Source organism: Mycobacterium sp. E796 (assembly GCF_001672815.1).
In the GTDB taxonomy this organism is placed as follows: domain Bacteria; phylum Actinomycetota; class Actinomycetes; order Mycobacteriales; family Mycobacteriaceae; genus Mycobacterium.
In genome coordinates, this window is record NZ_LZKK01000335.1 from 25,300 (window position 1) to 45,895 (window position 20,596).

At 68.0% G+C, this 20,596-nt stretch carries 24 protein-coding genes; 14 read left to right on the forward strand and 10 right to left on the reverse strand.

What is annotated here, in order from left to right:
- Nucleotides 1–20 precede the first annotated feature (20 nt).
- The 7 genes from A5706_RS27390 (at nucleotide 21) to A5706_RS35055 (ending at nucleotide 7,321) form a co-directional block, all read left to right on the forward strand.
- Entirely contained in the window at nucleotides 21–1,373 is a 1,353-nt protein-coding gene (locus A5706_RS27390; RefSeq protein ID WP_068138176.1) for a glutamine synthetase family protein, read from the forward strand.
- Nucleotides 1,370–2,470 carry an amidohydrolase family protein gene (locus tag A5706_RS27395; RefSeq protein ID WP_068138180.1) on the forward strand — a complete coding sequence of 367 codons (1,101 nt, stop codon included), beginning with the start codon at nucleotides 1,370–1,372 and terminating at the stop codon, nucleotides 2,468–2,470. The genes A5706_RS27390 and A5706_RS27395 overlap by 4 nt, the downstream gene beginning before the upstream one ends.
- A 30-nt stretch (nucleotides 2,471–2,500) precedes the next feature.
- Nucleotides 2,501–3,334 (forward strand): lysophospholipid acyltransferase family protein, encoded by an 834-nt coding sequence (locus A5706_RS27400; RefSeq protein ID WP_068138183.1) that lies wholly within the window; start codon nucleotides 2,501–2,503, stop codon nucleotides 3,332–3,334.
- Entirely contained in the window at nucleotides 3,334–3,768 is a 435-nt protein-coding gene (locus A5706_RS27405) for an SRPBCC family protein (protein ID WP_068138185.1), read from the forward strand. Before A5706_RS27400 ends, A5706_RS27405 begins: the two co-directional genes overlap by 1 nt.
- A 171-nt stretch (nucleotides 3,769–3,939) precedes the next feature.
- Complete coding sequence (locus A5706_RS27410; RefSeq protein ID WP_068138188.1) at nucleotides 3,940–4,131, forward strand: hypothetical protein; 192 nt, start codon at nucleotides 3,940–3,942, stop codon at nucleotides 4,129–4,131.
- A 482-nt stretch (nucleotides 4,132–4,613) separates the two neighbouring features.
- On the forward strand, nucleotides 4,614–5,969 hold the full coding sequence (locus tag A5706_RS27415) for a PPE family protein (protein WP_068138190.1): 1,356 nt from the start codon (nucleotides 4,614–4,616) through the stop codon (nucleotides 5,967–5,969).
- Nucleotides 5,966–7,321, forward strand: coding sequence for a PPE family protein (locus tag A5706_RS35055; protein ID WP_068138193.1), 1,356 nt, complete (start codon nucleotides 5,966–5,968; stop codon nucleotides 7,319–7,321). The genes A5706_RS27415 and A5706_RS35055 overlap by 4 nt, the downstream gene beginning before the upstream one ends.
- Here the strand turns inward: A5706_RS35055 and A5706_RS27425 are convergent.
- Nucleotides 7,275–8,102, reverse strand: coding sequence for a ubiquinone/menaquinone biosynthesis methyltransferase (locus A5706_RS27425; RefSeq protein WP_068138196.1), 828 nt, complete (start codon nucleotides 8,100–8,102; stop codon nucleotides 7,275–7,277). The two genes, A5706_RS35055 and A5706_RS27425, sit on opposite strands and share 47 nt — an antisense overlap.
- Before the next feature lie 143 nt (nucleotides 8,103–8,245).
- Between A5706_RS27425 and A5706_RS27430 the strand changes: the two genes are divergently transcribed.
- Together A5706_RS27430 and A5706_RS27435 are read left to right on the forward strand one after the other, a co-directional pair.
- Nucleotides 8,246–8,449, forward strand: coding sequence for a hypothetical protein (locus tag A5706_RS27430; RefSeq protein ID WP_068138199.1), 204 nt, complete (start codon nucleotides 8,246–8,248; stop codon nucleotides 8,447–8,449).
- A gap of 245 nt (nucleotides 8,450–8,694) precedes the next feature.
- Nucleotides 8,695–10,173: a PE family protein gene (locus tag A5706_RS27435; RefSeq protein ID WP_068138204.1), complete on the forward strand. Its 1,479-nt coding sequence runs from the start codon at nucleotides 8,695–8,697 to the stop codon at nucleotides 10,171–10,173.
- An 18-nt stretch (nucleotides 10,174–10,191) separates the two neighbouring features.
- Here the strand turns inward: A5706_RS27435 and A5706_RS27440 are convergent, their stop codons facing one another.
- Nucleotides 10,192–10,650, reverse strand: a complete 459-nt coding sequence (locus tag A5706_RS27440; RefSeq protein WP_068138207.1) for a limonene-1,2-epoxide hydrolase family protein — start codon at nucleotides 10,648–10,650, stop codon at nucleotides 10,192–10,194.
- A gap of 63 nt (nucleotides 10,651–10,713) precedes the next feature.
- Between A5706_RS27440 and A5706_RS27445 the strand changes: the two genes are divergently transcribed.
- The 3 genes from A5706_RS27445 (at nucleotide 10,714) to A5706_RS27455 (ending at nucleotide 12,228) form a co-directional block, all read left to right on the forward strand.
- Nucleotides 10,714–11,625 carry a dienelactone hydrolase family protein gene (locus A5706_RS27445; protein ID WP_068138209.1) on the forward strand — a complete coding sequence of 304 codons (912 nt, stop codon included), beginning with the start codon at nucleotides 10,714–10,716 and terminating at the stop codon, nucleotides 11,623–11,625.
- Nucleotides 11,626–11,636: 11 nt separating this feature from the next.
- Entirely contained in the window at nucleotides 11,637–11,984 is a 348-nt protein-coding gene (locus A5706_RS27450; protein ID WP_156767370.1) for a hypothetical protein, read from the forward strand.
- 61 nt (nucleotides 11,985–12,045) lie between these two features.
- Entirely contained in the window at nucleotides 12,046–12,228 is a 183-nt protein-coding gene (locus A5706_RS27455) for a hypothetical protein (RefSeq protein WP_068138219.1), read from the forward strand.
- A 4-nt stretch (nucleotides 12,229–12,232) separates the two neighbouring features.
- Here the strand turns inward: A5706_RS27455 and A5706_RS27460 are convergent, their stop codons facing one another.
- From A5706_RS27460 to A5706_RS27485, 6 genes are all read right to left on the reverse strand, one after another.
- Entirely contained in the window at nucleotides 12,233–13,558 is a 1,326-nt protein-coding gene (locus A5706_RS27460; RefSeq protein WP_068138220.1) for a cytochrome P450, read from the reverse strand.
- Nucleotides 13,559–13,616: 58 nt separating this feature from the next.
- Complete coding sequence (locus A5706_RS27465; RefSeq protein WP_068138221.1) at nucleotides 13,617–14,039, reverse strand: lipoprotein LpqH; 423 nt, start codon at nucleotides 14,037–14,039, stop codon at nucleotides 13,617–13,619.
- Between the two features lie 9 nt (nucleotides 14,040–14,048).
- Nucleotides 14,049–14,882, reverse strand: a complete 834-nt coding sequence (locus A5706_RS27470) for an SDR family oxidoreductase (protein ID WP_068138225.1) — start codon at nucleotides 14,880–14,882, stop codon at nucleotides 14,049–14,051.
- Between the two features lie 6 nt (nucleotides 14,883–14,888).
- Nucleotides 14,889–15,362, reverse strand: a complete 474-nt coding sequence (locus A5706_RS27475) for an SRPBCC family protein (RefSeq protein WP_197518007.1) — start codon at nucleotides 15,360–15,362, stop codon at nucleotides 14,889–14,891.
- A gap of 30 nt (nucleotides 15,363–15,392) precedes the next feature.
- Nucleotides 15,393–15,812: a resuscitation-promoting factor RpfC gene (gene rpfC, locus A5706_RS27480; protein ID WP_082964684.1), complete on the reverse strand. Its 420-nt coding sequence runs from the start codon at nucleotides 15,810–15,812 to the stop codon at nucleotides 15,393–15,395.
- Between the two features lie 122 nt (nucleotides 15,813–15,934).
- Nucleotides 15,935–16,489, reverse strand: coding sequence for a chorismate mutase (locus tag A5706_RS27485; protein WP_082964688.1), 555 nt, complete (start codon nucleotides 16,487–16,489; stop codon nucleotides 15,935–15,937).
- Between the two features lie 75 nt (nucleotides 16,490–16,564).
- Here A5706_RS27485 and A5706_RS27490 point away from each other — a divergent pair, with 75 nt between their 5' ends.
- Nucleotides 16,565–17,146 (forward strand): hypothetical protein, encoded by a 582-nt coding sequence (locus A5706_RS27490; protein ID WP_197518006.1) that lies wholly within the window; start codon nucleotides 16,565–16,567, stop codon nucleotides 17,144–17,146.
- 61 nt (nucleotides 17,147–17,207) lie between these two features.
- On the opposite strand, the gene ag85B is transcribed toward A5706_RS27490, so the two are convergent.
- Nucleotides 17,208–18,197, reverse strand: a complete 990-nt coding sequence (gene ag85B / locus A5706_RS27495; protein WP_068138239.1) for a diacylglycerol acyltransferase/mycolyltransferase Ag85B — start codon at nucleotides 18,195–18,197, stop codon at nucleotides 17,208–17,210.
- Nucleotides 18,198–18,899: 702 nt separating this feature from the next.
- Between ag85B and A5706_RS27500 the strand changes: the two genes are divergently transcribed.
- The gene (locus A5706_RS27500) at nucleotides 18,900–20,027 is read left to right on the forward strand and encodes a hypothetical protein (RefSeq protein ID WP_068138250.1); all 1,128 of its coding nucleotides are present in this window, start codon (nucleotides 18,900–18,902) and stop codon (nucleotides 20,025–20,027) included.
- Between the two features lie 13 nt (nucleotides 20,028–20,040).
- Here the strand turns inward: A5706_RS27500 and A5706_RS27505 are convergent, their stop codons facing one another.
- Nucleotides 20,041–20,580 carry a YceI family protein gene (locus tag A5706_RS27505; protein WP_082964689.1) on the reverse strand — a complete coding sequence of 180 codons (540 nt, stop codon included), beginning with the start codon at nucleotides 20,578–20,580 and terminating at the stop codon, nucleotides 20,041–20,043.
- Nucleotides 20,581–20,596 lie beyond the last annotated feature (16 nt).

Sequence of the window (20,596 nt, forward strand, 5' to 3'; positions counted from 1 at the left end):
GAGTTGCCACAATGGCTGCCATGACAGCCACGCCCCTCGCCGCCGCCGCGATTGCCCAGCTAGAGGGGGAAGGCGTCGACACGGTAATCGGCTCCGTGGTGAATCCCGCCGGTCTCACGCACGCCAAGACCGTGCCCATCCGGCGCACCAACACCTTCGCCGATCCCGGCCTCGGCGCCAGCCCGTCCTGGCACGGCTTCGCGATCGACCAGAGCGGCATCGCCTTCACGGACGACGTCGGCGTGGTGGGCGACCAGCGCCTGCGCATCGACCTGTCCGCGATGCGGATCGTCGGCGACGGGCTGGCCTGGGCGCCCGCCTCGTTCTTCGAGCAGGACGGCACGCCCGTTGCGGCGTGCGCCCGCGGAACGCTGGGCCGGATCGAGGCCGCGCTCGACCAGGCGGGCCTCGAGGCGGTCATCGGGCACGAGATCGAGTTCCTTCTGGTCGCCCCCGACGGCGGCCCGCTGCCCGCGGCGCTGTGGGCGCAGTACGGCCTCGCCGGCGTACTCGAACACGAAGCCTTCATCCGCGACGTCAACGCCGCGGCCACGACGGCCGGTGTGGCGATCGAGCAGTTCCACCCCGAGTACGGCGCCAACCAGTTCGAGATCTCGCTGGCGCCGCTGGCTCCGGTCGCCGCCGCCGACCAGCTGGCGGTGACCCGGCTCATCATCGGCCGTGCCGCACGCCGCCAGGGGCTGCGCGTCAGCATGTCACCGGTGCCGTTCGCCGGTGGCGTCGGATCTGGTGCGCACCAACACTTTTCGCTGACGAGCGCCGAAGGGCCGCTGTTTTCCGACGGGCCCGGGCGCGCGGGCATGACGGCTGCGGGGGAGAACGCCGTCGCCGGGGTGATCGCGGGGCTGCCCGAAGCCCAGGGCGTCTTGTGCGGATCGATCGTGTCGGGTCTGCGGATGCGGCCCGGAAACTGGGCCGGGGCCTATGCATGCTGGGGAACCGAGAACCGGGAGGCGGCGGTGCGGTTCGTCAAGGGTGGGCCCGCGAGCCCGCGCGGCGCCAACGTCGAAGTCAAGATCGTCGATCCGTCCGCCAACCCGTACCTGGCGACGGCGGCGATCCTGGGCCTGGCGCTGGACGGAATCAGGCGCGAGGCCCAACTGCCACCGGAGATCACCGTGGACCCGGCCAACCTTTCCGAGTCGGAAGGCGCCGAGGCCGGCATCGTCCGGCTGCCCGAAGCGCAGTCGGAAACCCTTGCCGCGCTTGATGGTTCGGCGCTGCTGCGGGGCATCCTGGGCGACGCCGCGGTCGACATGGTGGTCGCGGTCCGCCGCCTGGAACATGAGCGCTACGGCGACCTGGACCCGGAGCAACTGGCGGACAAGTTCCGCATGGCGTGGAGCCTGTGAACTTCCCGGACCTGGCCGAACACATCGATCAGGTGGCGCTGATCGACCAGCACGTGCACGGGTCCTGGTTGGCGGCGGGGGATAGGGCGCGATTCGAGAATGCCCTCAACGAGGCCAACACCGAACCGCTCGCGGATTCGGGATTCGACTCCCAGCTCGGCTTTGCCGTACGCGCCCATTGCGCACCCATCCTCGGACTGCCCAAACACGTTGAACCGCAAGCGTACTGGGAACGCCGCAGCCAGCACACCGAAACGGAGCTGGCGCGCCTGTTCCTGCCGGCCGCCAACGTGAGCGACTGGCTGGTGGACACCGGGATCGACGGCGTCGCCGGCGTCGCCGAGCTTCGCGAATGGTCGGGCAACCGCGCCCACGAGGTCGTCCGGCTCGAGCAGGTGGCCGAGCAGGCCGCGCAGGCGTCGGGTGACTACGCCTCGGCCTTCGAGGAGATCCTGCACCGGCGCGCGGCCACCGCGGTCGGCACCAAGTCGATCCTGGCCTACCGCGGCGGGTTCGACGGTGACCTGAGCGAACCATCGGCCGCCCAGGTCGCCCAGGCCGCGGGCCGGTGGCGCGGCGACGGCGGCACCCGGCTACGGGATCGGGTGCTGCTGCGGTTCGGGCTGCACCAGGCGCTGCGGCTGGGCAAGCCCCTGCAATTCCACGTCGGCTTCGGCGACCGGGACTGCGATCTGCACCGGGCCAACCCGCTGCTGCTGCTCGATTTCCTGCGGCAGTCCGCGGGCACGCCGATAGTGCTTCTGCACTGCTATCCCTACGAGCGCGAGGCCGGTTACCTGGCGCAGGCGTTCAACAACGTGTACGTCGACGGCGGGCTGAGCGTCAACTACCTGGGGGCGCGCGCGCCGTCGTTCATCGCCCGGCTGCTGGAAATGGCGCCCTTCCGCAGGATCCTGTACTCATCGGACGGGTACGGCCCCGCGGAGTTGCATTTTCTCGGTGCGACGTTGTGGCGCAAAGGTATTCATCGCGTATTGAGCGGATTCGTCGCCGACGGAGAGTGGAGCCGGGACGACGCGATCCGGGTGGTCGACCTCATCGCCCGCGACAACGCCGCCCGCATCTACCGCGTTTGACGCTCGGTAGCACCGGGGTACCCAGCCGTAATGGCGACCATGGGGGACGTCTTGGGGTGGGCCCGCAACCAGGTGGTGTCGCGGGTCCCGAAAGCCGACCTTGACCAGCGCGACCCCGACTACATCCGCGACCAGCTTCCAGGCACCTGGCTGCTGGCGTCGCTCTACTTCCGGGCGGACGTGCGCGGCCTGGACCGGATCCCGGTCGACGGGCCGGTGCTGCTCGTCGGCAACCACAGCGGCGGCAACGTGCCCCCGGACACGTTCGTGTTCACGCTCGCGTTCTGCTCCTACTTCGGTGTCGAGCGGCCCTTCTATCAGCTGGCCCACAACCTCGTCGTGTCCGCGCCGCCGCTGGGCTGGCTGCGCAAGTTCGGCACCGTCGCCGCCAACCCCGAAAACGCCCGCCTGGCACTGGAATCCGGCGCAGCGCTGCTGGTCTACCCCGGCGGGGACTACGAGGTGTTCCGCCCATCATGGGAGCGCCACAAGGTCGACTTCGGCGGGCGCAAGGGCTACGTGCGGCTGGCCCGGGAGGCCGGCGTGCCGATCGTTCCCGTCGCCAGCGTCGGCGGCCAGGAGAGCGCGCTGTTCCTCAACCGCGGGCAGTGGCTGGCCAAGCTGCTGATGGCGGACAAGCTGCTTCGGCTCAAGAGCGTCCCGATATCGCTGGCCCTGCCGTGGGGCCTCAACATCAGCGACCTCGCGGGCCACATTCCGCTGCCGACCAAGATCGTCATCGAGGTGCAGCACCCGATCGACGTCGACGGTGACGACGAAGCCGTGCACGACAAGGTGATGGCCAGCCTGCAGGGCGGTGTCGATCGCCTGGCCGCCGAGCGTCGATTCCCGGTGATCGGCTGATGCGCGTCGAACGCCGCTGCGTGATCAACACCGACCGCGACGCGGTCTGGAAGATCGTCAGCGACCCGGACTGCTACCCGTCGTTCATGACCAGCCTCGAGCGGTGGGAGTCGTCCAACGACATCGACCGCGGCGTCGGTGCCCGCTACACCGTGCACTGGAAGATCGGCTCGGTGCCGGTGGGCGGCCTGATCGAGATCGTCGAGTTCGACGACCGCCGCGACGTCGCGTGGGTGGGAATCACCGGAGTCAACCTGCGTGGGCGCATCCGGCTGCGCGACGCCGCGGACGGCAAGACGAAGGTGACGTTCCGGCTGTCCTATCAGGCGCCCGGCGGTTTGATCGGCTACATCGCCGACCGGATCGCGGTGCGTCAGGTCGGCCGCAACCTGTCCGAGACCCTGAAGTGCCTGAAAAGCCTGGCCGAGTCGTAAGCGGGGCGGAAACTGGTGACAGGGATTTTCACAATTGCCATTGTGAGTAAGCTGTAGCGGCAACTACGCTTTCCTTGACGAGTCGGGCCGCGTCGCAAGCAAGATCAGGAACCATTGGGAAAGTTTGGGGGCGATGTTGTCCCGCACCACACCACTTGTATTAGCCGTCTCATGTCTGTCGCGTCCCTGAGCCAGCGCCTGGGTGAGTTCGCCATCGAGTTGCGCCGGTTGGCCTATACGATGCCGAGCGGGCACGAGGACCCGCTGATCCACCTGAGCGAGCGGATGCTGTGCTATGCCAAGGAACAGGCGGCTGAACAGCCGCAGCTGCGCTCGAGTCGCGGTCAATCGAACTTGGGGTAACGCCTTTTCGGCGCCGTCGTCGCGGCAGCGCTAGATCGGTATGAATCGCCGCAGCTTTCGCTGCCCCGATGTCGTCGCAGGCCGTCGGTCGCCTCGGTCCGGATCGCCGCCCCGGGCAACCCGTAGCGTCTCTCGGTCTGGGTCCCCGACGACCACGATATCGGCCCCGGCGGCGGTCTGGGTGACCTGATACTCGGATATCCGAGGATCGGTCCCCAGGACGTGACGAAACGCGATCGCCGGGATCGTCGTTGCGCCGTAACGGAAGTCGTCGTCGCGGCGTCCGCCGATGTCGGCGACCCGAGCGAACGCTCGACGTGGTCTTCCAGGCCGGCCCGCACCGCATTCAGATGCGCCGCCCGCATCCGTTCGTAGTCCGCCCGTGCCAAGCCGCCCTCCGCATCGTCGTATCGATTTCTATCCTTCCGGGGCGAATAGCGCCATGCTTACGCCCGGGGCCAGTTAGCGAGGAGGTACTACTCGTGAATTTCGGGGCGTTGCCGCCGGAGGTCAACTCCGCGCGGATGTATATGGGAGCGGGTTCGGGCCCGTTGATGGTGGCCGCGTCGGCCTGGGATGGGCTGACGGCGGCGTTGAGTTCGGCAGCCAGCTCGTATCAGGCGACGATCCTGGAGCTCACCGGCGGGCAGTGGTTGGGCGCGGCATCGGTGTCGATGGCCACGGCGGCCTTTTCATACGTGCGGTGGATGACTACCACCGCCGCCCAGGCCGAGGTGACCGCCAACCAGGCCCGGTCGGCGGCCGCGGCGTATGAGGCGGCCTTCGCCGCCACGGTGCCACCCGCCGTGATCGCGGCCAACCGGGCGACGCTCTCGGCGTTGGTGGCCACCAACGTTTTCGGCCAGAACACCGCCGCGATCGCGGTGACAGAAGCCGATTACGGCGAGATGTGGGCCCAGGACGCCGCCGCGATGTACGGCTACGCCGGCGCGTCCGCAGCGGCAACCACCTTGCCGCCGTTCGGCACCCCGGTGCCGAACACCAATCCGGCCGGAATCGGCGCCCAATCGGTCGCGGCCGCGGCCTCGTCGGCGCGGTCGACGGCGTCACAGACCCTGTCAGCGGTGCCCAACGCGCTGAGTAGCCTCGCCGCGGCGTCATCGCCATTCGATCCGGTGACCTGGCTGCTCGACCTCTTGAACAGCCCCCTGGGCACCGCGCTCAACACCTTCACCACCGCGGTGAGCATGCCCGTCAACAGTATCGGCAATAGCGGGGCGTTCTTGGCGGTCGACGCGATCTACTTCGTCGCCCCGTTGATCTCGGCGGCGTTCCCAGGGCTCGCGCCCGTGGCTCCAGTGGCCGGCGCGATACCGGCGGGCCTGGCGGCGTCAGACGTCTCGACGCTGGCGAACTCGGTGAGCGGCACGGAGGTGTCCGCGGGCCTGGGCCGGGCGGCGTCGGTCGGCGAGCTCACCGTTCCGCAGGCTTGGGGCAGCGCGGCGCCCGAAATCCGGCTTGCCGCAAGGGGATTGCCGATGGCGGGCGCGGGCGCGTTGCCGCCGGCGGAGGCGGTCGCCCCGGCCGGCTGGTTCGGCGGCATGCCCCCGATCGGCAGCGTCGTCAACGCACCGCGAACTGGGGAAGCGCCTGCCCACGCCCGCGGCCGTCACAAAGTGATCCCGGAGATCGCGACGGGCGGGAGCATGCTGGCGAGACCATCGGATTCTCCGGAGAAGCCGACCCGACGAGATTCGGACGTCGAGTTGGGTGAACGCGAACGCGCCGAACTGAACGAGTTGCGCCAGGAGATGGCCGATCTCGCGATGGAGCGAGATGCGGTGGCGCGCTTGATCAAGGAGGCGATCCGGCCATGAGCATCCTTGATTTCGGGGCATTGCCGCCGGAAGTCAACTCCGGGCGGATGTATGTGGGGGCGGGTTCGGGCCCGTTGGTGGCGGCCGCGGCGGCCTGGGATGGGCTGGCGGCCGAGCTGGGTTCGGCGGTGAGTGGGTATCGAGCGGCGATCTTGCAGCTCACCGGCGGACAGTGGCTGGGCGCGGCTTCGGTGTCGATGGCCGCGGCGGCATTTCCCTACGTGCAGTGGATGAATGCCACCGCCATATACGCCGAGGTGACCGCGAACCAGGCCCGGTCGGCGGCCGCGGCGTACGAGACGGCGTTCGCCGCCACGGTGCCGCCGCCGGTGATCGCGGCCAACCGGGCGTTGCTGATGGCGTTGGTGGCCACCAACATTTTCGGCCAAAACACTCCCGCGATCGCGGCCACCGAAGCCCAGTACGCCGAGATGTGGGCCCAGGACGCCGCCGCGATGTACGCCTACGCCGGCGCCTCGGCGGCCGCGACGACCCTGACACCGTTCGGAACGCCGGCGCAGACCACCGACCAGGCCGGAATCGCCTCCCAGGCCGTCGCGGTCGGCCAGGCGACCGGCGCACCGGCCGCGTCGCTCCAATCGACGCTCACACAGCTACTGAACGCGGTGCCGAACGCGCTGCAAGGGCTCGCCTCGGGCGGGCCGGCGCAGTGGCTGCTCGATCTGCTGAACAGCGCCCCGGTTCAGGCCTTCGAAGGCCTGATGTTCGGCACGTCGGGTTATCAAAACCTCTTCAGTACGGGAGCCTTCCTGGCCTCGGGAGTGTCGTTCCTGGTCGCGCCCTTCGAAAACCCGTGGATCCAATCGGGATTGGTTCTGTCGGCGCCGACGGTTGCGGTCTCCGATGTATCCGGGGTGCCCCTGGCCACGGGCTCGACCCTGGCGAACTCGGTGCGGGGTGTTGACGCATCGGCAGGCCGGGCCGCGTCGATAGGCGGGCTTTCGGTGCCGCAATCCTGGGGCAGCGCCGCCCCGCAGATCCGGCTGGCCGCCACCGGATTGCCGATGGCGGGTGCCGACGCGTTGCCTCAGGCCGGGTCGATGGGCTTGCTCGGCGGGATGCCCGCAACTGGTCCGATCGGCAGCATCGTCAACGCGCCGCGGAACGGCGCCGGTGGCCCCAACGGCCGCGCGCAGTCCCATGCGAACGGGGCCGCGACTGAACGCCCGCGCTGGCAGGGCTTCGACCTGTTGAACGGGGACGCGCAGTCGCCGTTGAGCGAGCGCGAGGAGCTCATTGCGCTACGGAAGGGGGTCGCCGACCTGGCCAGGGAGCGCGATGTGCTCAAACGTTCTGCAACCCTGTTGATCCAGGAAGCCCTGCAGCGCTAGACGACGAGCGGATTGCCGAATCCGTTGCAGCCGAAGGCATTAACTCTGCTTCGGTGGAATCGGCCGGCGCGCGCAGACCAAAGTGGACGGTGGCGAACCCACTGCTGAGGGAGACGTAGCGAGCGTCGACGAAGCCCGAATCCCGCATCGTCTCGGTGAGCCCGTCCCGTGACAGCCAGGTGCGAATGGAATCGGAGGTGTAATGATGGGCGTCGCGGTGCCAGGCCACGGCCCAGCCCAGCGCCGGCATCAGCACGAAGTAGAGCACGTCGTGCAGGAGCGTCAGCACCTTCGAGTTCGGCCTGCTGAAATCGAGGACCATCAACCGGCCGCCCGGCCGCAGGACGCGCCGGAATTCGCGCAGCGCCCGGCCGCGGTCCGCGACATTGCGCAGCCCGAAGCTGATCGTGACCACGTCGAACGACGCGTCCGGGAACCGCAGGTCCATAGCGTCGCCCTCCTGGAAGTCGACGCCGCCGAGGTGTCTGCCCCGCGCGACCGCAAGCATCGCCGCGCAGGAGTCGACCCCGACGACCTTGCCGTCCGGCCCGACGGCCGCCTCCTCCAGGAACGCAAGGTCACCGGTCCCGGTCGCGACGTCCAACACCCGCTCGCCCGGCCGCAGGGCACACAGCTCCATAGCTTGTCGCTTCCACAAGCGATGAAGCCCGAGGGTCCACAGATCGGTCATCACGTTGTAGCGCGAAGCCAGCGCTGAAAACAGCTCCTTGACGTAGCTGCTCTTGGCCTCGTCGGACTCGTTCCATCGCCGGGTGATCATCGGATCTGCGCACTCCTTCCGATCGCGGTCGGGTTGGTTCTCCCTCGGCGATCGGCGTTGCCGGCGCCCATCATGCTTGTCTAACATGTGTTGAATAGGCTTGACTACTGGTAGGAGCCAGCCACGATCCGAAGGCATCCGCCATGCTGCACTTACTGCCCAAATTTCACCTGCAATCCGATTCTCCGGCGCCGGACGCCGAGACCCATCACCACTGGCCGGGCGCGGCGGTAATCGCGGCGATCGGGCACATTCACATCGGGCTACCCGAACCGCGGACCTACCCGCTGCACGAGCCCCGTTTTCTCGAGGACGAGCTGATGTCCCGCCTCATGGAGCACCTTTGACGGTTAGCTATGCCGCCGACGGCGGCTGCGGGAGCGACCGGCCGCCGATGACCAATCATTAGGCGCGGTAACCATTTTCGACAAGGGGCCACTTCCGCAGCTCCGCGGGTCCCAAACACAAACAGCAGTAGCCGTCTAGATCCTGACGCCGGGGTGAATCTTTGGTTGAAACGCCCATCGCCGGGGTGCGATGGCGATAAAGTGCCGTCCGCCGGGGGTTGGTGATATCGAGCAGGAGCACAACGATGTCCTATCTGGTGGCGGCCCCGGAGTTCCTCACGTCGGCGGCAACGGATCTGTCCAACATCGGTTCGGCCCTCACCGCCGCCAACGCGGCGGCCGCAGCCCCCACCAGCGGGGTGCTGGCCGCGGCCGAGGATGAGGTGTCGGCGGCCATAGCGGCGCTGTTCTCCGCCCACGGTCAGGGCTTTCAGGCAGTGAGCGCCCAAGCGGCGGCGTTCCACGCCCAGTTTGCGCAGGCCTTGAACGGCGCGGGGATCACCTACGCCATGGCCGAGGCGGCGAACGCCTCACCGTTGCAGGCCCTGCAGCAAGGCCTGGTGGCTGCCGCCCCAACCTTCGACCTGGGTCTGGGCAACCGGGGCACCAACAACGTGGGCAACGGGAACACCGGCAACTCCAACCTCGGCACCGGGAACACCGGCGACCGGAACATCGGCGGCGGGAACGGCAACGCGCTGCACCCCAGCGTCGGCAACATCGGCAGCGGCAACACCGGCAACCTCAACTTCGGCAGCGGCAACACCGGCAGCCTCAACGTCGGGTTCGGGAACACCAACACCGACTTTACGACCCCGCCGGGTAGCCCCTTGAGCAACATAGGGTTCGGGAACACCGGCAACGCCAACTGGGGCATCGGAAACAACGGCAACTCGAACGTCGGCGCCGGCAACACCGGCGTCGGCAACACCGGCGCCGGGAACACCGGAAACGCCAACATCGGCTTGGGTCTTACCGGCGACAACGAGATCGGCGTCGGCGATGCCTACTACAACTACGTAACCGGCCAGTTCCACCTCGGCGGCCTGAACTCGGGCAGCGGCAACATCGGCATCGGGAACTCGGGTACCGGCAACATCGGTTTCTTCAACTCCGGGAACGGCAACATCGGCATCTTCAACGCGGCCATCAACGCACCCGGTGCCCACGGCAATTTCGGCCTCGGGAACTCCGGCGTGGGGAATGTCGGGTTCGGGAACTCGGGCACGGCGAACTTCGGATTCGCCAATTCGGGCGCGCTGAACACCGGGTTCTTCAACTCGGGGCAATTGGACACCGGCTTCGGGAACGCGGGCGGCACCGTGGACACGGGCGGGAACACGGGATTCTGGAACTCGGGCAACACGAACACGGGATGGGGAAATTCCGGCAACGTCAACACGGGTATCTGGAATTCGGGCAACGTCAACACGGGTCTCGGGCTGACCGGTGACAGCGGCCTTACCACCTCAGGCTTCGGCAACACCGGCTTCGACGTCTCGGGCTTTGGCAACACGGCCAGCGGCGGCACCACGGCCGACGGCTTCATGTCGGGCTTCGGAAACAGGGCCTACGGCAGCACCGTGAACGCCTTCGTCTCGGGCTTCTTCAACACCGGCGTCCCGAGCGCCCTGAACCCGGGCTTATCCGGTCAGGTGTCGGGCCTGTTGAACACCGGCAATCTCATCTCGGGCTTGTTCGGCCTGAGCAACTTCTTCAAGTAGCGCGCGGCGGCGCCGTCCTTAGACCAAGGCCGACGCGTCGAAAACCCAGCTGGTGTCGGCGCTCGCCAATTTCTCGAAGTGGTTGGGCGGAGCGAAGCCGACGAGACTGTTCATGTCCCAATAGTCTTTCCACACGGTGATCTTGCCGTCCTCGACCTTGTGGACGGTGACGAACCTGAGCACACCCCGCTCGCCCGACGCGAAAGTCCAAGTCTCCGAATGCTCGTAGATGACGTCGGAGCCGTTGGACACCAGCACACCGTCGTGGTTCTCGTAGCCCGCCAGCGGCTCGAGCCCGATCTTGAGCCGTTTCACGATGTCGTCCGGGCCGCGCGCCGCCAACGCGGGCACCGGCATGTCGACGTACAGACAGTCGTCGGCCAGGAACGTCTTCACCGCATCCCAGTCCCGCCGCGACAGTGCCTGCCACATCCCGACCACGACGTCCTCGACCGCGAGCTCAGAAACTTCCGTCATAGCGGCAAATAAACCGGGTTACCAGACAGGTGTCAACCATCGACTTTCGGCATACTCGCCAGGGTGACCACGCTGCGCCGCTACCTGGCCGAGGAGATCGCGACCGACCACGTCGACGGCCTGCTGACCCGTCGCGACACCTTGCGGCGCCTGGCCCTGCTCGGTCTTGGGACCGTGGCGGCCGTCGAGCTCATCTCGGCATGCTCCGCGAGAAACCCCGCGAAAGCACCGTCCGCGCCCGCTCCCGAAAGTTCAACCGGCTCAAAGCAACCACCCGGTGCGGCGAACACGCGGCCGACCACGCCGATCACCTGGGCCGGCCCACAGGGGCAGCTGCAAGGGGCGTGGGCGCAGGCACCCGATTCCAAAGGGTGCGTCCTGGTCATTCACGAGAACAAGGGCCTGACCGACTGGGTGCGCTCGGTGGCCGGGCGGCTCGCCGGGGCCGGCCATTCGGCGCTCGCCATCGACCTGTTGTCGGAGGAGGGCGGCACCGCCGCATTCCGCGACCCGGCGCAGGCCACCGCCGCGTTGGGCGGCATCCCCCCGGAACGGTTCACCCGTGACCTGAATTCCGGTGTCGCGGAACTGAAGCAGCGCGCCCCGGGGCAGAAGGTCGGCGTGGTGGGCTTCTGCTTCGGCGGGGGACTGGTGTGGCAACTGCTGGCCTCCGGCGCGCCGGGGGTGTCGGCCGCGGTCCCGTTCTACGGGCCGTTGCCGGCCAACCCGGACTTCGCCGGATCCAGGGCCGCCGTGCTGGCGATCTACGGGGCCCTGGACGCGCGGGTCACCGGGACGCAGGCCGCCGCGAAAGCCGCGCTTGACCGCGCCGGGTTGGTCAACGAGATCGTCGTCGAGCCCGACGCGGACCACGCGTTCGTCAACGACACCGGGCCGCGCTACAACGCCACCGCCGCGGCCGACGCGTGGCAGCGGCTGCTCGATTGGTTCGGCCGCTACCTGGCCGGACAATGAGCGGCCGCTCGATGAGCACCCGGGCCAAGGTGCTGATCGGGATCGCGCTGGTCGGAATGCTGGCCGGCGCGGGCGGGGCGCTCGCCCGCGGCTTCTGGGGGACCAGCGAGGATTGCCACGACTGGGTGGACACCCACGGCTACGAATTGGTGCGCAACGACTGGTGGGCCAAGACCCACGGCTGCGTCGCCAGGACACCCACCGGCGCCGAGCTCTACCACGACGAGGAATTCCGCAGCAAGGCGATCGGATGGGCTTGGCAGTTCGGCATTTTCGCGGCCGGCACGTTGCCCGCGGTGATCATCGTCGCGTCGGGTGTGCTGCGCTGGCGAAGCGGCCCCGCGGGCGAGGACCCCTAGCCGGTGGACCAACCGCGCACAAATCCCGCTGTTGGCTGCGGCTTTGCCGCATACTTGCGTCGTGACATCGCAGCGCGATACCTCCGAGGAGATCGGGGCCGATCCGGTCGACGGCCTGCTGACCCGGCGCGAAGCCATCCGAAGGCTGGCGCTCGTCGCCGTGACGGCGGCCCCCACCACGCTCATCGCGGCCTGCTCCGGCAGCCGAAGCTGGCCGGGCCGGCGGCGTCGGCGGCGCCGCTAGCGCCTCAGGCGTCCACCTGCGCCATCGACCGTGCCGGCCCCAGGACCACCGGCAGCGTCGACCAACCGCGCAGCACCCGTGTGTCCCGCCGGCTTCCGGTGCCGGCGGCCCGCACTTCCGGAAAACGGTCGAAGAACGTCCGCAGCCCGACTTCCCCCTCGGCCCGCGCGAGCGCGGCCCCTAGGCAGAAGTGGCGTCCGCCGGAGAATGCGAGATGCCTTCCGGCATTTGGCCTTTCGATGTCGAAGCGGTTGGGGTCGGGGAACGTGCGCGGATCCCGGTTGGCGGCGGCCAGGTATATCACCACCAAGTCGTCGCGTTTGATCCGCATGCCGGCCACGTCGACGTCGCGCAGCGCCACCCGCGCGGTGAGCTGCACCGGCGAGTCGAGGCGCAGAATCTCCTCAACAGCGTTGGGCCACAACTCGGGTCGGCGACGCAACGTGTCCAGATGCTCGGGTGTGTCCAGCAGCATCCGGATTCCGTTGCCCAGCAGGTTCACCGTGGTCTCGAAGCCCGCGGCCAACACCAGGCCTGCGATGGCCTGAAGTTCGTCGGGGTCGAGATGCGTTTCGGCGGAGCCACTTTCGGCGGTTTGGATCAGCTGACTCATCAGGTTGTCGCTCGGGGCGCGCCGCAATTCGCGCAGGTGATCGGCGAGCCAGGCGTTGAACCCGACGATCCCCTTCTGCACGGTGCGGTATTGCCACCAGGGCAGGCCGATGTCCAGGCTCGGCGCGGCGAGTTCGCCGAATTCCAGGACCCGGGGCCGGTCTCGCTCGGGGACTCCCAAGATGTCGCTGATGATCGCGACGGGGAGCTGCGAGCAGTAGCGCCCGACGATGTCGACCACGCCGGACTGACCGGTCAGCCGATCCAACAGGTCGGTCGCGGTGTGCTCGACGTTGTCGCGCAACGCGGCGACCGCCCTGGGCGTGAACACGGCCGACACCGTCTTGCGGTAGCGGGTGTGGTCCGGCGGCTCGACGGCCAGCAACGACGGGGCGCGCAGCGGATGCAGGAGATCGTCGTCGTTGGTGCGGCGTTCCAGCCAACGCAGCGGCGCCGGCAGGTTCGAGCCCATGTTCACCACGCGGAAGTCGTCGGACCGCAGCAGCTCGTGGGCCAGGGCATGGTCAGTGGTCAGGTAGTTCACCCGGCCCTTCACCAGCGGCCCCCGGGCGCGCAGTTGCTCGTAGAACGGAACCGGGTCGTTGGCGATCGTCGGGTCGGCGATCAACCTGGACTGAAGGTCGCCCCGCCGCATGCCGATCGCCGCGACGCCCCGGATGAACCCGTGCATCACGAGCCAGTGCAATCTCTCCTTCACGGGGCCTCCATCAGCTCGGGTGGTCTGGACCCAGCCTAGGCGGAATTCGCGTGCCGGCTCAGCACTCGGCGATGATCTTGAAGTCGGTGGTCACCGTCTTGTTGGGATCGCTGTTGCTGATTCCGTACGCGCTGCCGGTAATCGTGTAGGCGTCGTTGGTGAGGTCGACGTGGGCGTCCCCGACCCCGCCCTGCCAGAAGCTGCCGGTGAACCCGCCGAAGTTGCGGATCTTCACCCACTGCGGGATGGCCCGGTAGCCGCTGAGCATCACCACCGCCTCGACGTGGGCATCGTGATCGCCGATGTCGAGGGTCCGGTACGACTGGGTCTGGCTACACGCGGCGGGACGCGTCGTCTGGGTGGCGCCCCCGACGGTCACCCGGGCGGCTTTGCGCGGCACCGTCTGCGCCTGGCCACAGCCCGTCACACCGGCTCCCGCGATCAGCACCAAAACGGTTGCGATCCAACGGTTTCGCACCATGCCACCCCCTCACTGCTGCTTCGGCATCAACGCGGGCAGGGCCTTGGCGATGCGGCCCCGCACCAACTCCGGACTCAGACCCTTGAGCAGGTCGATCACGCGGATGCTCTTGGGCACGTACCAGTGCAGCCGCTTCGGATTGTGATAGGCCTGCCAGGCCGCCTCCGCGACGCTGCTCGCGGGCATCAGCCGCATCATGCCCTTCTTCGGCGCGCTCGCGCGGACGTCCTCGCCGGACATCGCCGGCCCGCCGTCGTCCGAGTGGTTGGTCGTCGTGGTGAGGATGGCGGTGTCGATGAGACCCGGCAACACGTCGGCCACGCGCACCCCGTGCCGTTGCCATTCCACGCTCAACGCCTCGGTCAACCCCTTGACCGCGTGCTTGGTCGACGAGTAGACCGCGATGCGCGGCATCCCGTAGGTGCCCGCGGAAGACGACGTCGAGAACATCAGGCTGCCGGGGCGCTTCTTCAGGTATGGCAGCGCGACGTACGCGCCGGTCAACACCGCCTTGTAGTTCACCTCGACGACGCGCATCGCGGCCTCGTACGGCACGTCCTCGAACCAGCCCGATTCGCCGATGCCGGCGTTGTTCCACATCATGTCGAGCCCGCCGTCGGCGTTGCCGGCGCAGAAGTCGGCCAGCGCCGCCTCCAGCGCCGCCTTGTCCGTGACGTCGACGGTGCGCGTCCACAGCCGATCGTCACCCAGCTCTGCCCGCAACGTCGTCAGACCGTCCTCGTTGCGGTCCACCGCGCCGATGCGCCAGCCGTTGGCGTGGAACAGCTTCGCTCCCTCGCGGCCCATGCCACTGCCCGCGCCGGTGATGAAGACCGATTTCACGTCGCGTCAGCCCGCCTCGACCACGTCTTTGATCCGGTTGAGGGTCTTGGTCATATCGCGGATGTTGCGTCGCCTGCGCAGGAATCCGCCCAACAACCAGTAGATGCCCAGCCACGGCGCGGGATTGAGCCGAAATGACTCGGTCACGTCGGTGCCGCCGCCGCTGGGCGCCAACCGGTAGTGCCAGTTGTTCACGGCCCTGTCGCCGAGCATCACCGCGAACCCGAATTCGCGGCCGGGCTCGCACGCGGTGACCTTGCACGTCGTCCAGTAGACCGGTCCCATCTCGTTTCGCCGGACGTGGCCGCGAAACTGGGCGCCGAGTGCGGGGCCGGTCGCATCGCCGAGCCACTCCGCCTCGAACACCTCCGGGGAGAACCGTCCCGTGTTGCGAACGTCCGCAATGAGATCCCAGATTTTATTCGCGGGCGCCGCCATGTGAACAGTCGCCGAACCTTCCATGCGCTGATCCAAACACAGCTTCGCCCCGGCTCATAGGGCGCAATATTGTCAGTGCGGGATGGCCGCCTGGATAAGCCCGTTGATGATCTGTTTGATGCCCTGCGCGGGGTGCGTGTACATCGCGGTCGGCAGGCCGGACGCCGAGCCGCACTTCGGCCACGGGTCGAGTCCGTCTTGCGCGAAAACCCGGTTGGCGACGGCGATCTGGTCTTCCCTCGACGCGGCCGCCGGGTTGCCGACACCCCCGTACTGGGCCCAGGTGCCCGGCTTGAATTGCAGCCCACCGTATTCGCCGTTTCCGGTGTTGGCGTGCCAGTTGCCACCGGACTCGCACTGCGCGACCGCGTCCCAGTTGGGCGCGGCGGGAGCGGCGCCTGCGACGCCCGAGGAACTCAGCGATGCTGCAACGAACGCGCCGATGATGGCGGACGTGATGAGAGGCTTGCAGAGTTTTCTCATGCCAGGCATTTCGCGGGGCGTGTCCGAAGCGTTACCGATTCGAAAAGGTGGCGAGATAAGCCGTCTAGCAGGGAAATTGGGCCCCTGAGCAGCGAAATCGGAGCTTTAGAGAATGGTGAGAATTAAATAAATTAGCCCTGGCAATACGATTTGGTCGCAAGCGAAAGGGCTTGCTGGTAAAGGCCGTCGAGTTGGCGGGCGCGGGCGACTTCGCTTCGCGCGGCGTCCAGGTCGGCGGCGCAGCCGGGGGAGTGCAGCAGGTCCCAGCCGGCCACGATCGCAGTCAGCATCGTGTGGTTGAGGCCGTCGATCGTCGACCGCGACTCCGACAGGTCCGGCGCCGCGCCCGGCGCGTCCGCCGGGTTCAGCTTCCAGTCCGCAAACCGGCTGTATTCGATCGCCTCGGTGGCGTTGATCTGATCGCCGAAGACGCGGGTGACGTAGTTCGGGTCGACGCGTGCGGCGCTCGCCTCGGCGCCCAGTTTGGCGAGCTCCTGCTGGACCCGGCCCGGGTCCTCGATGGCGCCGCCCGTCTTCCACTTGAATGCAGCCACCGGCTCGGCGACCTGGAGCCGCTGCGCGGCGGCGTCGACCAACCCGATCAGCGGGCCGGCGGCGTCGCCCCGCGCGACCGGCGTCGCGAGCAACAGGGCCCCCACCAACCCTGCCAGCGCGAGGCGCCCCATCGGGCGGAAAAACCGCCCGCAACTGCCGGTCATGACCATGATTGAAGATTCTCTCCTGAGTTAGCCTGGGCACTGATGTCGCAGGTGTCTCGCGGAGATTGGTTGCGCACGACGCAGGTTCGCGCGCTGATCGCGGCCGCGCTGACGGCCTCGCTGCTCATGAGCGGGGCCATCCTGCTGGTGGACAGGTTGCACACCACGCCCTCCGATGTTCTCGACCATCCCGCCAACCCGGTCAGCGACGATCAGTCGCAGACCCAGGCGGTCGAGTCGGCCAGGCAAATCGTCACCCTGACCGGACTGCGGACGACGTCGGCGGGCTACACGTTGATGTCGTGCAAAAACCGCGACGACCCCCCGTACCAGGGCGCGATCTACCTGACCTTCGCGGTGCCCGCCGATACGCAACCCGAGGCCTACTTCCCGGGCCTCGCGGCAACGCTCGTCGGTCACGGCTGGACCGAGGGCCTACCACCCAACGATCACGTGTTCGCCCGGTCCCTCACCAAGGACGCCGTCACGGCGATCGTGTATCGGCAGACCGAGGCCCCCGACGTGGGGGTCCTGCGCGTCTACGGCCAGTGCCGAAACATGAACAACCACCGCACCGACGTGACCGCGTGGACCGACGTCACCGACCGATTCAAGGCCCCCTGACGCGCTACTGCGCCTGACGTCGTCGTCAAGCGCAGTAGCGGAATCTCTGGCAGGTCAGGTCTTATCCACCGCCGCCGGGGGTCGCGCCCAGGCTGCTCTGCAGGTCGGGCTTCATCGCGTTGAGCTGCGCTCCCCAGTACTCCCAGCTGTGCGTTCCGTAGGGCGGGAAGTTGAAGACGGCGTTGTGGCCGCCCGCGGCGTTGTAGGCGTCCTGGAACTTCTTGTTGACGCCGATCATGAAGTTGCTCTCGAGGAACGTGGCCGGCAGGTTGGCGCCGCCCAGTTCGTTCGGGGTCCCGTTACCGCAGTACACCCAGAGCCGGGTGTTGTGTTCGACGAGCAGGTTGACGTTGACCAACGGGTCGTTGCGTTGCCACGCGGGGTCGTTGTCCGGTCCCCACATGTCTTCCTTCTTGTAACCGCCGGCATCGCCCATCGCCAGGCCTATCCAGCCCTGCCCGGTCGACGGGCTCAGGTAGCCGGACAGCGATCCGGCGTAGACGAACTGGCCCGGGTGGTAGTTCGCCAGGTTCATCGCCGATGCACCCGCCATCGAGATGCCGACCGCGGCGCTACCAGTCGCCTTGACGCTCCGCTGCGAGGACAGGTAGCCGGGCAGCTCGCTGGTCAGGAACGTCTCCCACTTGTAAGTCGAGCAGCCGGCCTTGCCACATGCCGGGCGGTACCAGTCGGTGTAGAAGCTGGACTGCCCACCGACCGGCATGACGATCGACAGGCCCGACTTGTAGTACCACTCGAACGCGGGCGTGTTGATGTCCCAGCCGTTGTAGTCGTCCTGGGCACGCAAGCCGTCGAGCAGGTACACCGCGGGCGAGCCGTCTCCGCCGCTCTGGAATTGCACCTTGATGTTGCGGCCCATCGAAGCCGACGGCACCTGCAGGTATTCGACGGGCAGACCCGGGCGGGAGAATGCCCCCGCGGTCGCCGACCCCCCCACAAGACCGATCAGGCCTGGGAGCGTGGCAGCCGCCGCCGCACCGACCAAAAGCCGGCGCCCCCAGGCCCGGATCTTCTCGCTCACGTCTGTCATACCTGCCCCTGTCCGTATCTGTGATCGCGATCTCAGGCAGGAATTTACCGGGTTATTAGACCAAATGTCGATCGGGACGCGGTGGTGTCTCAGTTTCATATCGGTTTTCGTCCGAATTTCGTAATGCGGATATCGCGATCGCAAGGGCCTGACTGCGGGAACCCCGCGACCGCCGGTTCGCGGCCGTTGCGCCGCAAATCCCGAGGCAGCTGGCCCTGACGAGAGCGGAGAGCCAGGGGAGCGGGGGGAATCCGACTTAAAGGATCGGGCGCCCGCGATCGGAAATGGCCACGTCGATTCCGGCGGGTGCGTGTGACATACTCCCGAACCAGTCCGGAGTGTCGGAGTTGGTCGCCCACGCGTTCGATTGCGGACGGCGAATGCTCGACAGCCGGGCCGCGATAATTTTTCGGCGCCGTAAATGGGCGGACCGGTTGAAACCCCTGGGTGCCCGTCACCTGCCGTTTTCGCGGCCGGCTCGGGAGGGATCGCCGGCTTGGCCGCATTCGCGTGCGGGTTTGACAGGGATTCGGAACCGGGGGAGCCGAACTTGCGCGGACCGCGTAGGCTCTCACGGAGCAAGCCGATGGAGACCACGCAATCCCGGTCCGTTCCGGCCCTCATGAACCGCCGCACCAGCACTTTTTGGTGCGTGAGTGCGGCCGAGGGCTTGGGAGGTCCGGGACCGATTGAGGTGCAGACTTGGACACGGTACTGGGGCTATCGCTGACGCCGACCACCCTCGGGTGGGTCCTGGCCGAAGGACACGGCGCAGACGGCACGATCCTGGACCATCACGAGCTGAGCCTGCGCGCCGGCCGTGGCGCCCGGGCCCTCAGCACCGCGGAGCAAGTGGCGGACGAGGTATTGCGGGTGGATGCGCGCGCATCGGCCTGCGAACGGCGGGTGCGTGTCATCGGGCTCACCTGGAACGACGACGCGTCCGCGCAGGCGGCGCTGCTGTTGGAGGCCTTGACCGACGCCGGCTTCGACAACGTGGTGCCCGTCCGGCTGCTGGAGGCGGTCGAGACGCTGGCGCTCGCGATCGCCCCGGTCATCGGGTACGAGCAGACCGCCGTCTGCATCCTCGACCAGGACTGGGCCACGGTCGTCATGGTCGCGACCCACGAGGGCCAGACCCAGACGGCCGTCAAGCACGTGCGCGGCGGCTTCGACGGCCTGACTTCCTGGCTGAGCGGGATGTTCGAACGACCGACCGGCTGGCGGCCCGGCGGGGTGGTTGTCGTCGGCGGGGGCAGCGACATCGACGGATTCTCCTGGCAGCTCGAAAAGACCTTGCCCGTACCGGTTTTCGCGCAGACGATGGCGCAGGTGACGGTGGCGCGCGGCGCGGCGCTGGCCGCGGCCCGAAGCACCGAGTTCACCGACGATCAACTGGTGGCGCACGTCGGTGCGCCCGCCGTCGCGCCGCAGGCGCGGCCTCGCAAGCTGTCCTACGCCGGCGCCGTGACCGCGCTGGCCGCGGGAGCGATCACCTTCGTCTCGTCCCTGTCGCTCGCCCTGGGCATCCAGCTTGCCCCGGCCAGCGAGTCCGCGCCGGGCAAGCGGGTCGTGCATGCGCCGCCGCCGCAGATCGCCGAGGCCGTCGCGCCCGCTCCCGCCCCGCGCCCCGAGGCGGTATCGCCCGCCCCGCAGTCGAAAACGCCCGCCGGCGAACCGGTCCCCGAGTCGGGGTCCGGAGGGGAGCAGCAAGGCGCTCCCGGCGAGCAGCAGCCGGACTCGAACGACCGTCAGCCGTACTTGACCCGGGTGCTCGAGCACATCCCCGGCGACGCCGGTGATGCGGCGCCGCACAACCCGACGCCCTAGCGCGGCGCTGAACTCAGCCGTCCTTGGCGTGAACGGCGGTGAACGACACCGTCACCTCGTCGTCGACTCGCACCGAGCCCATCAGCAGCGAGTAGGGCTTGACGCTGTAATCGGTTTGGCGAACCCGCGATTCGACGGTCATTCGCCACCGGTCGCCGAGATCCTCTGTGCGCAAATCGATCACGTGTTTTCGTGACTGCCCGTGGATGTGCAGCTTTCCGGTGAGGCGGTACCCGTCGCTGCTCTTCTCGATCGTTTCCGCGTTAAATCGGATCTCGGGATAACGGTTGGCGCCCAACGACTTCAGCGCGTTGGATTTCACCACCGCTTTTTCGGGCCCGGACAGCCCCTTGACCCCGCCCTCGCCGCGCAGCACCTCGAACGAATCGACGTCCACGGTCAGCTCGGCGGTGACCGGTTCGCCGGAGGCCCAGGCCACGGTGGCCTCCCAGCGCGTCATCGCGATGGTGAGCCGATGACCCATTCGCGCCGCCCTGCCCGCGACGCCGGTGCGTACCAACAACTCCCCGTCGGATGCGGTCAGGGTCCACAGGTCGGTCACAGCGCGC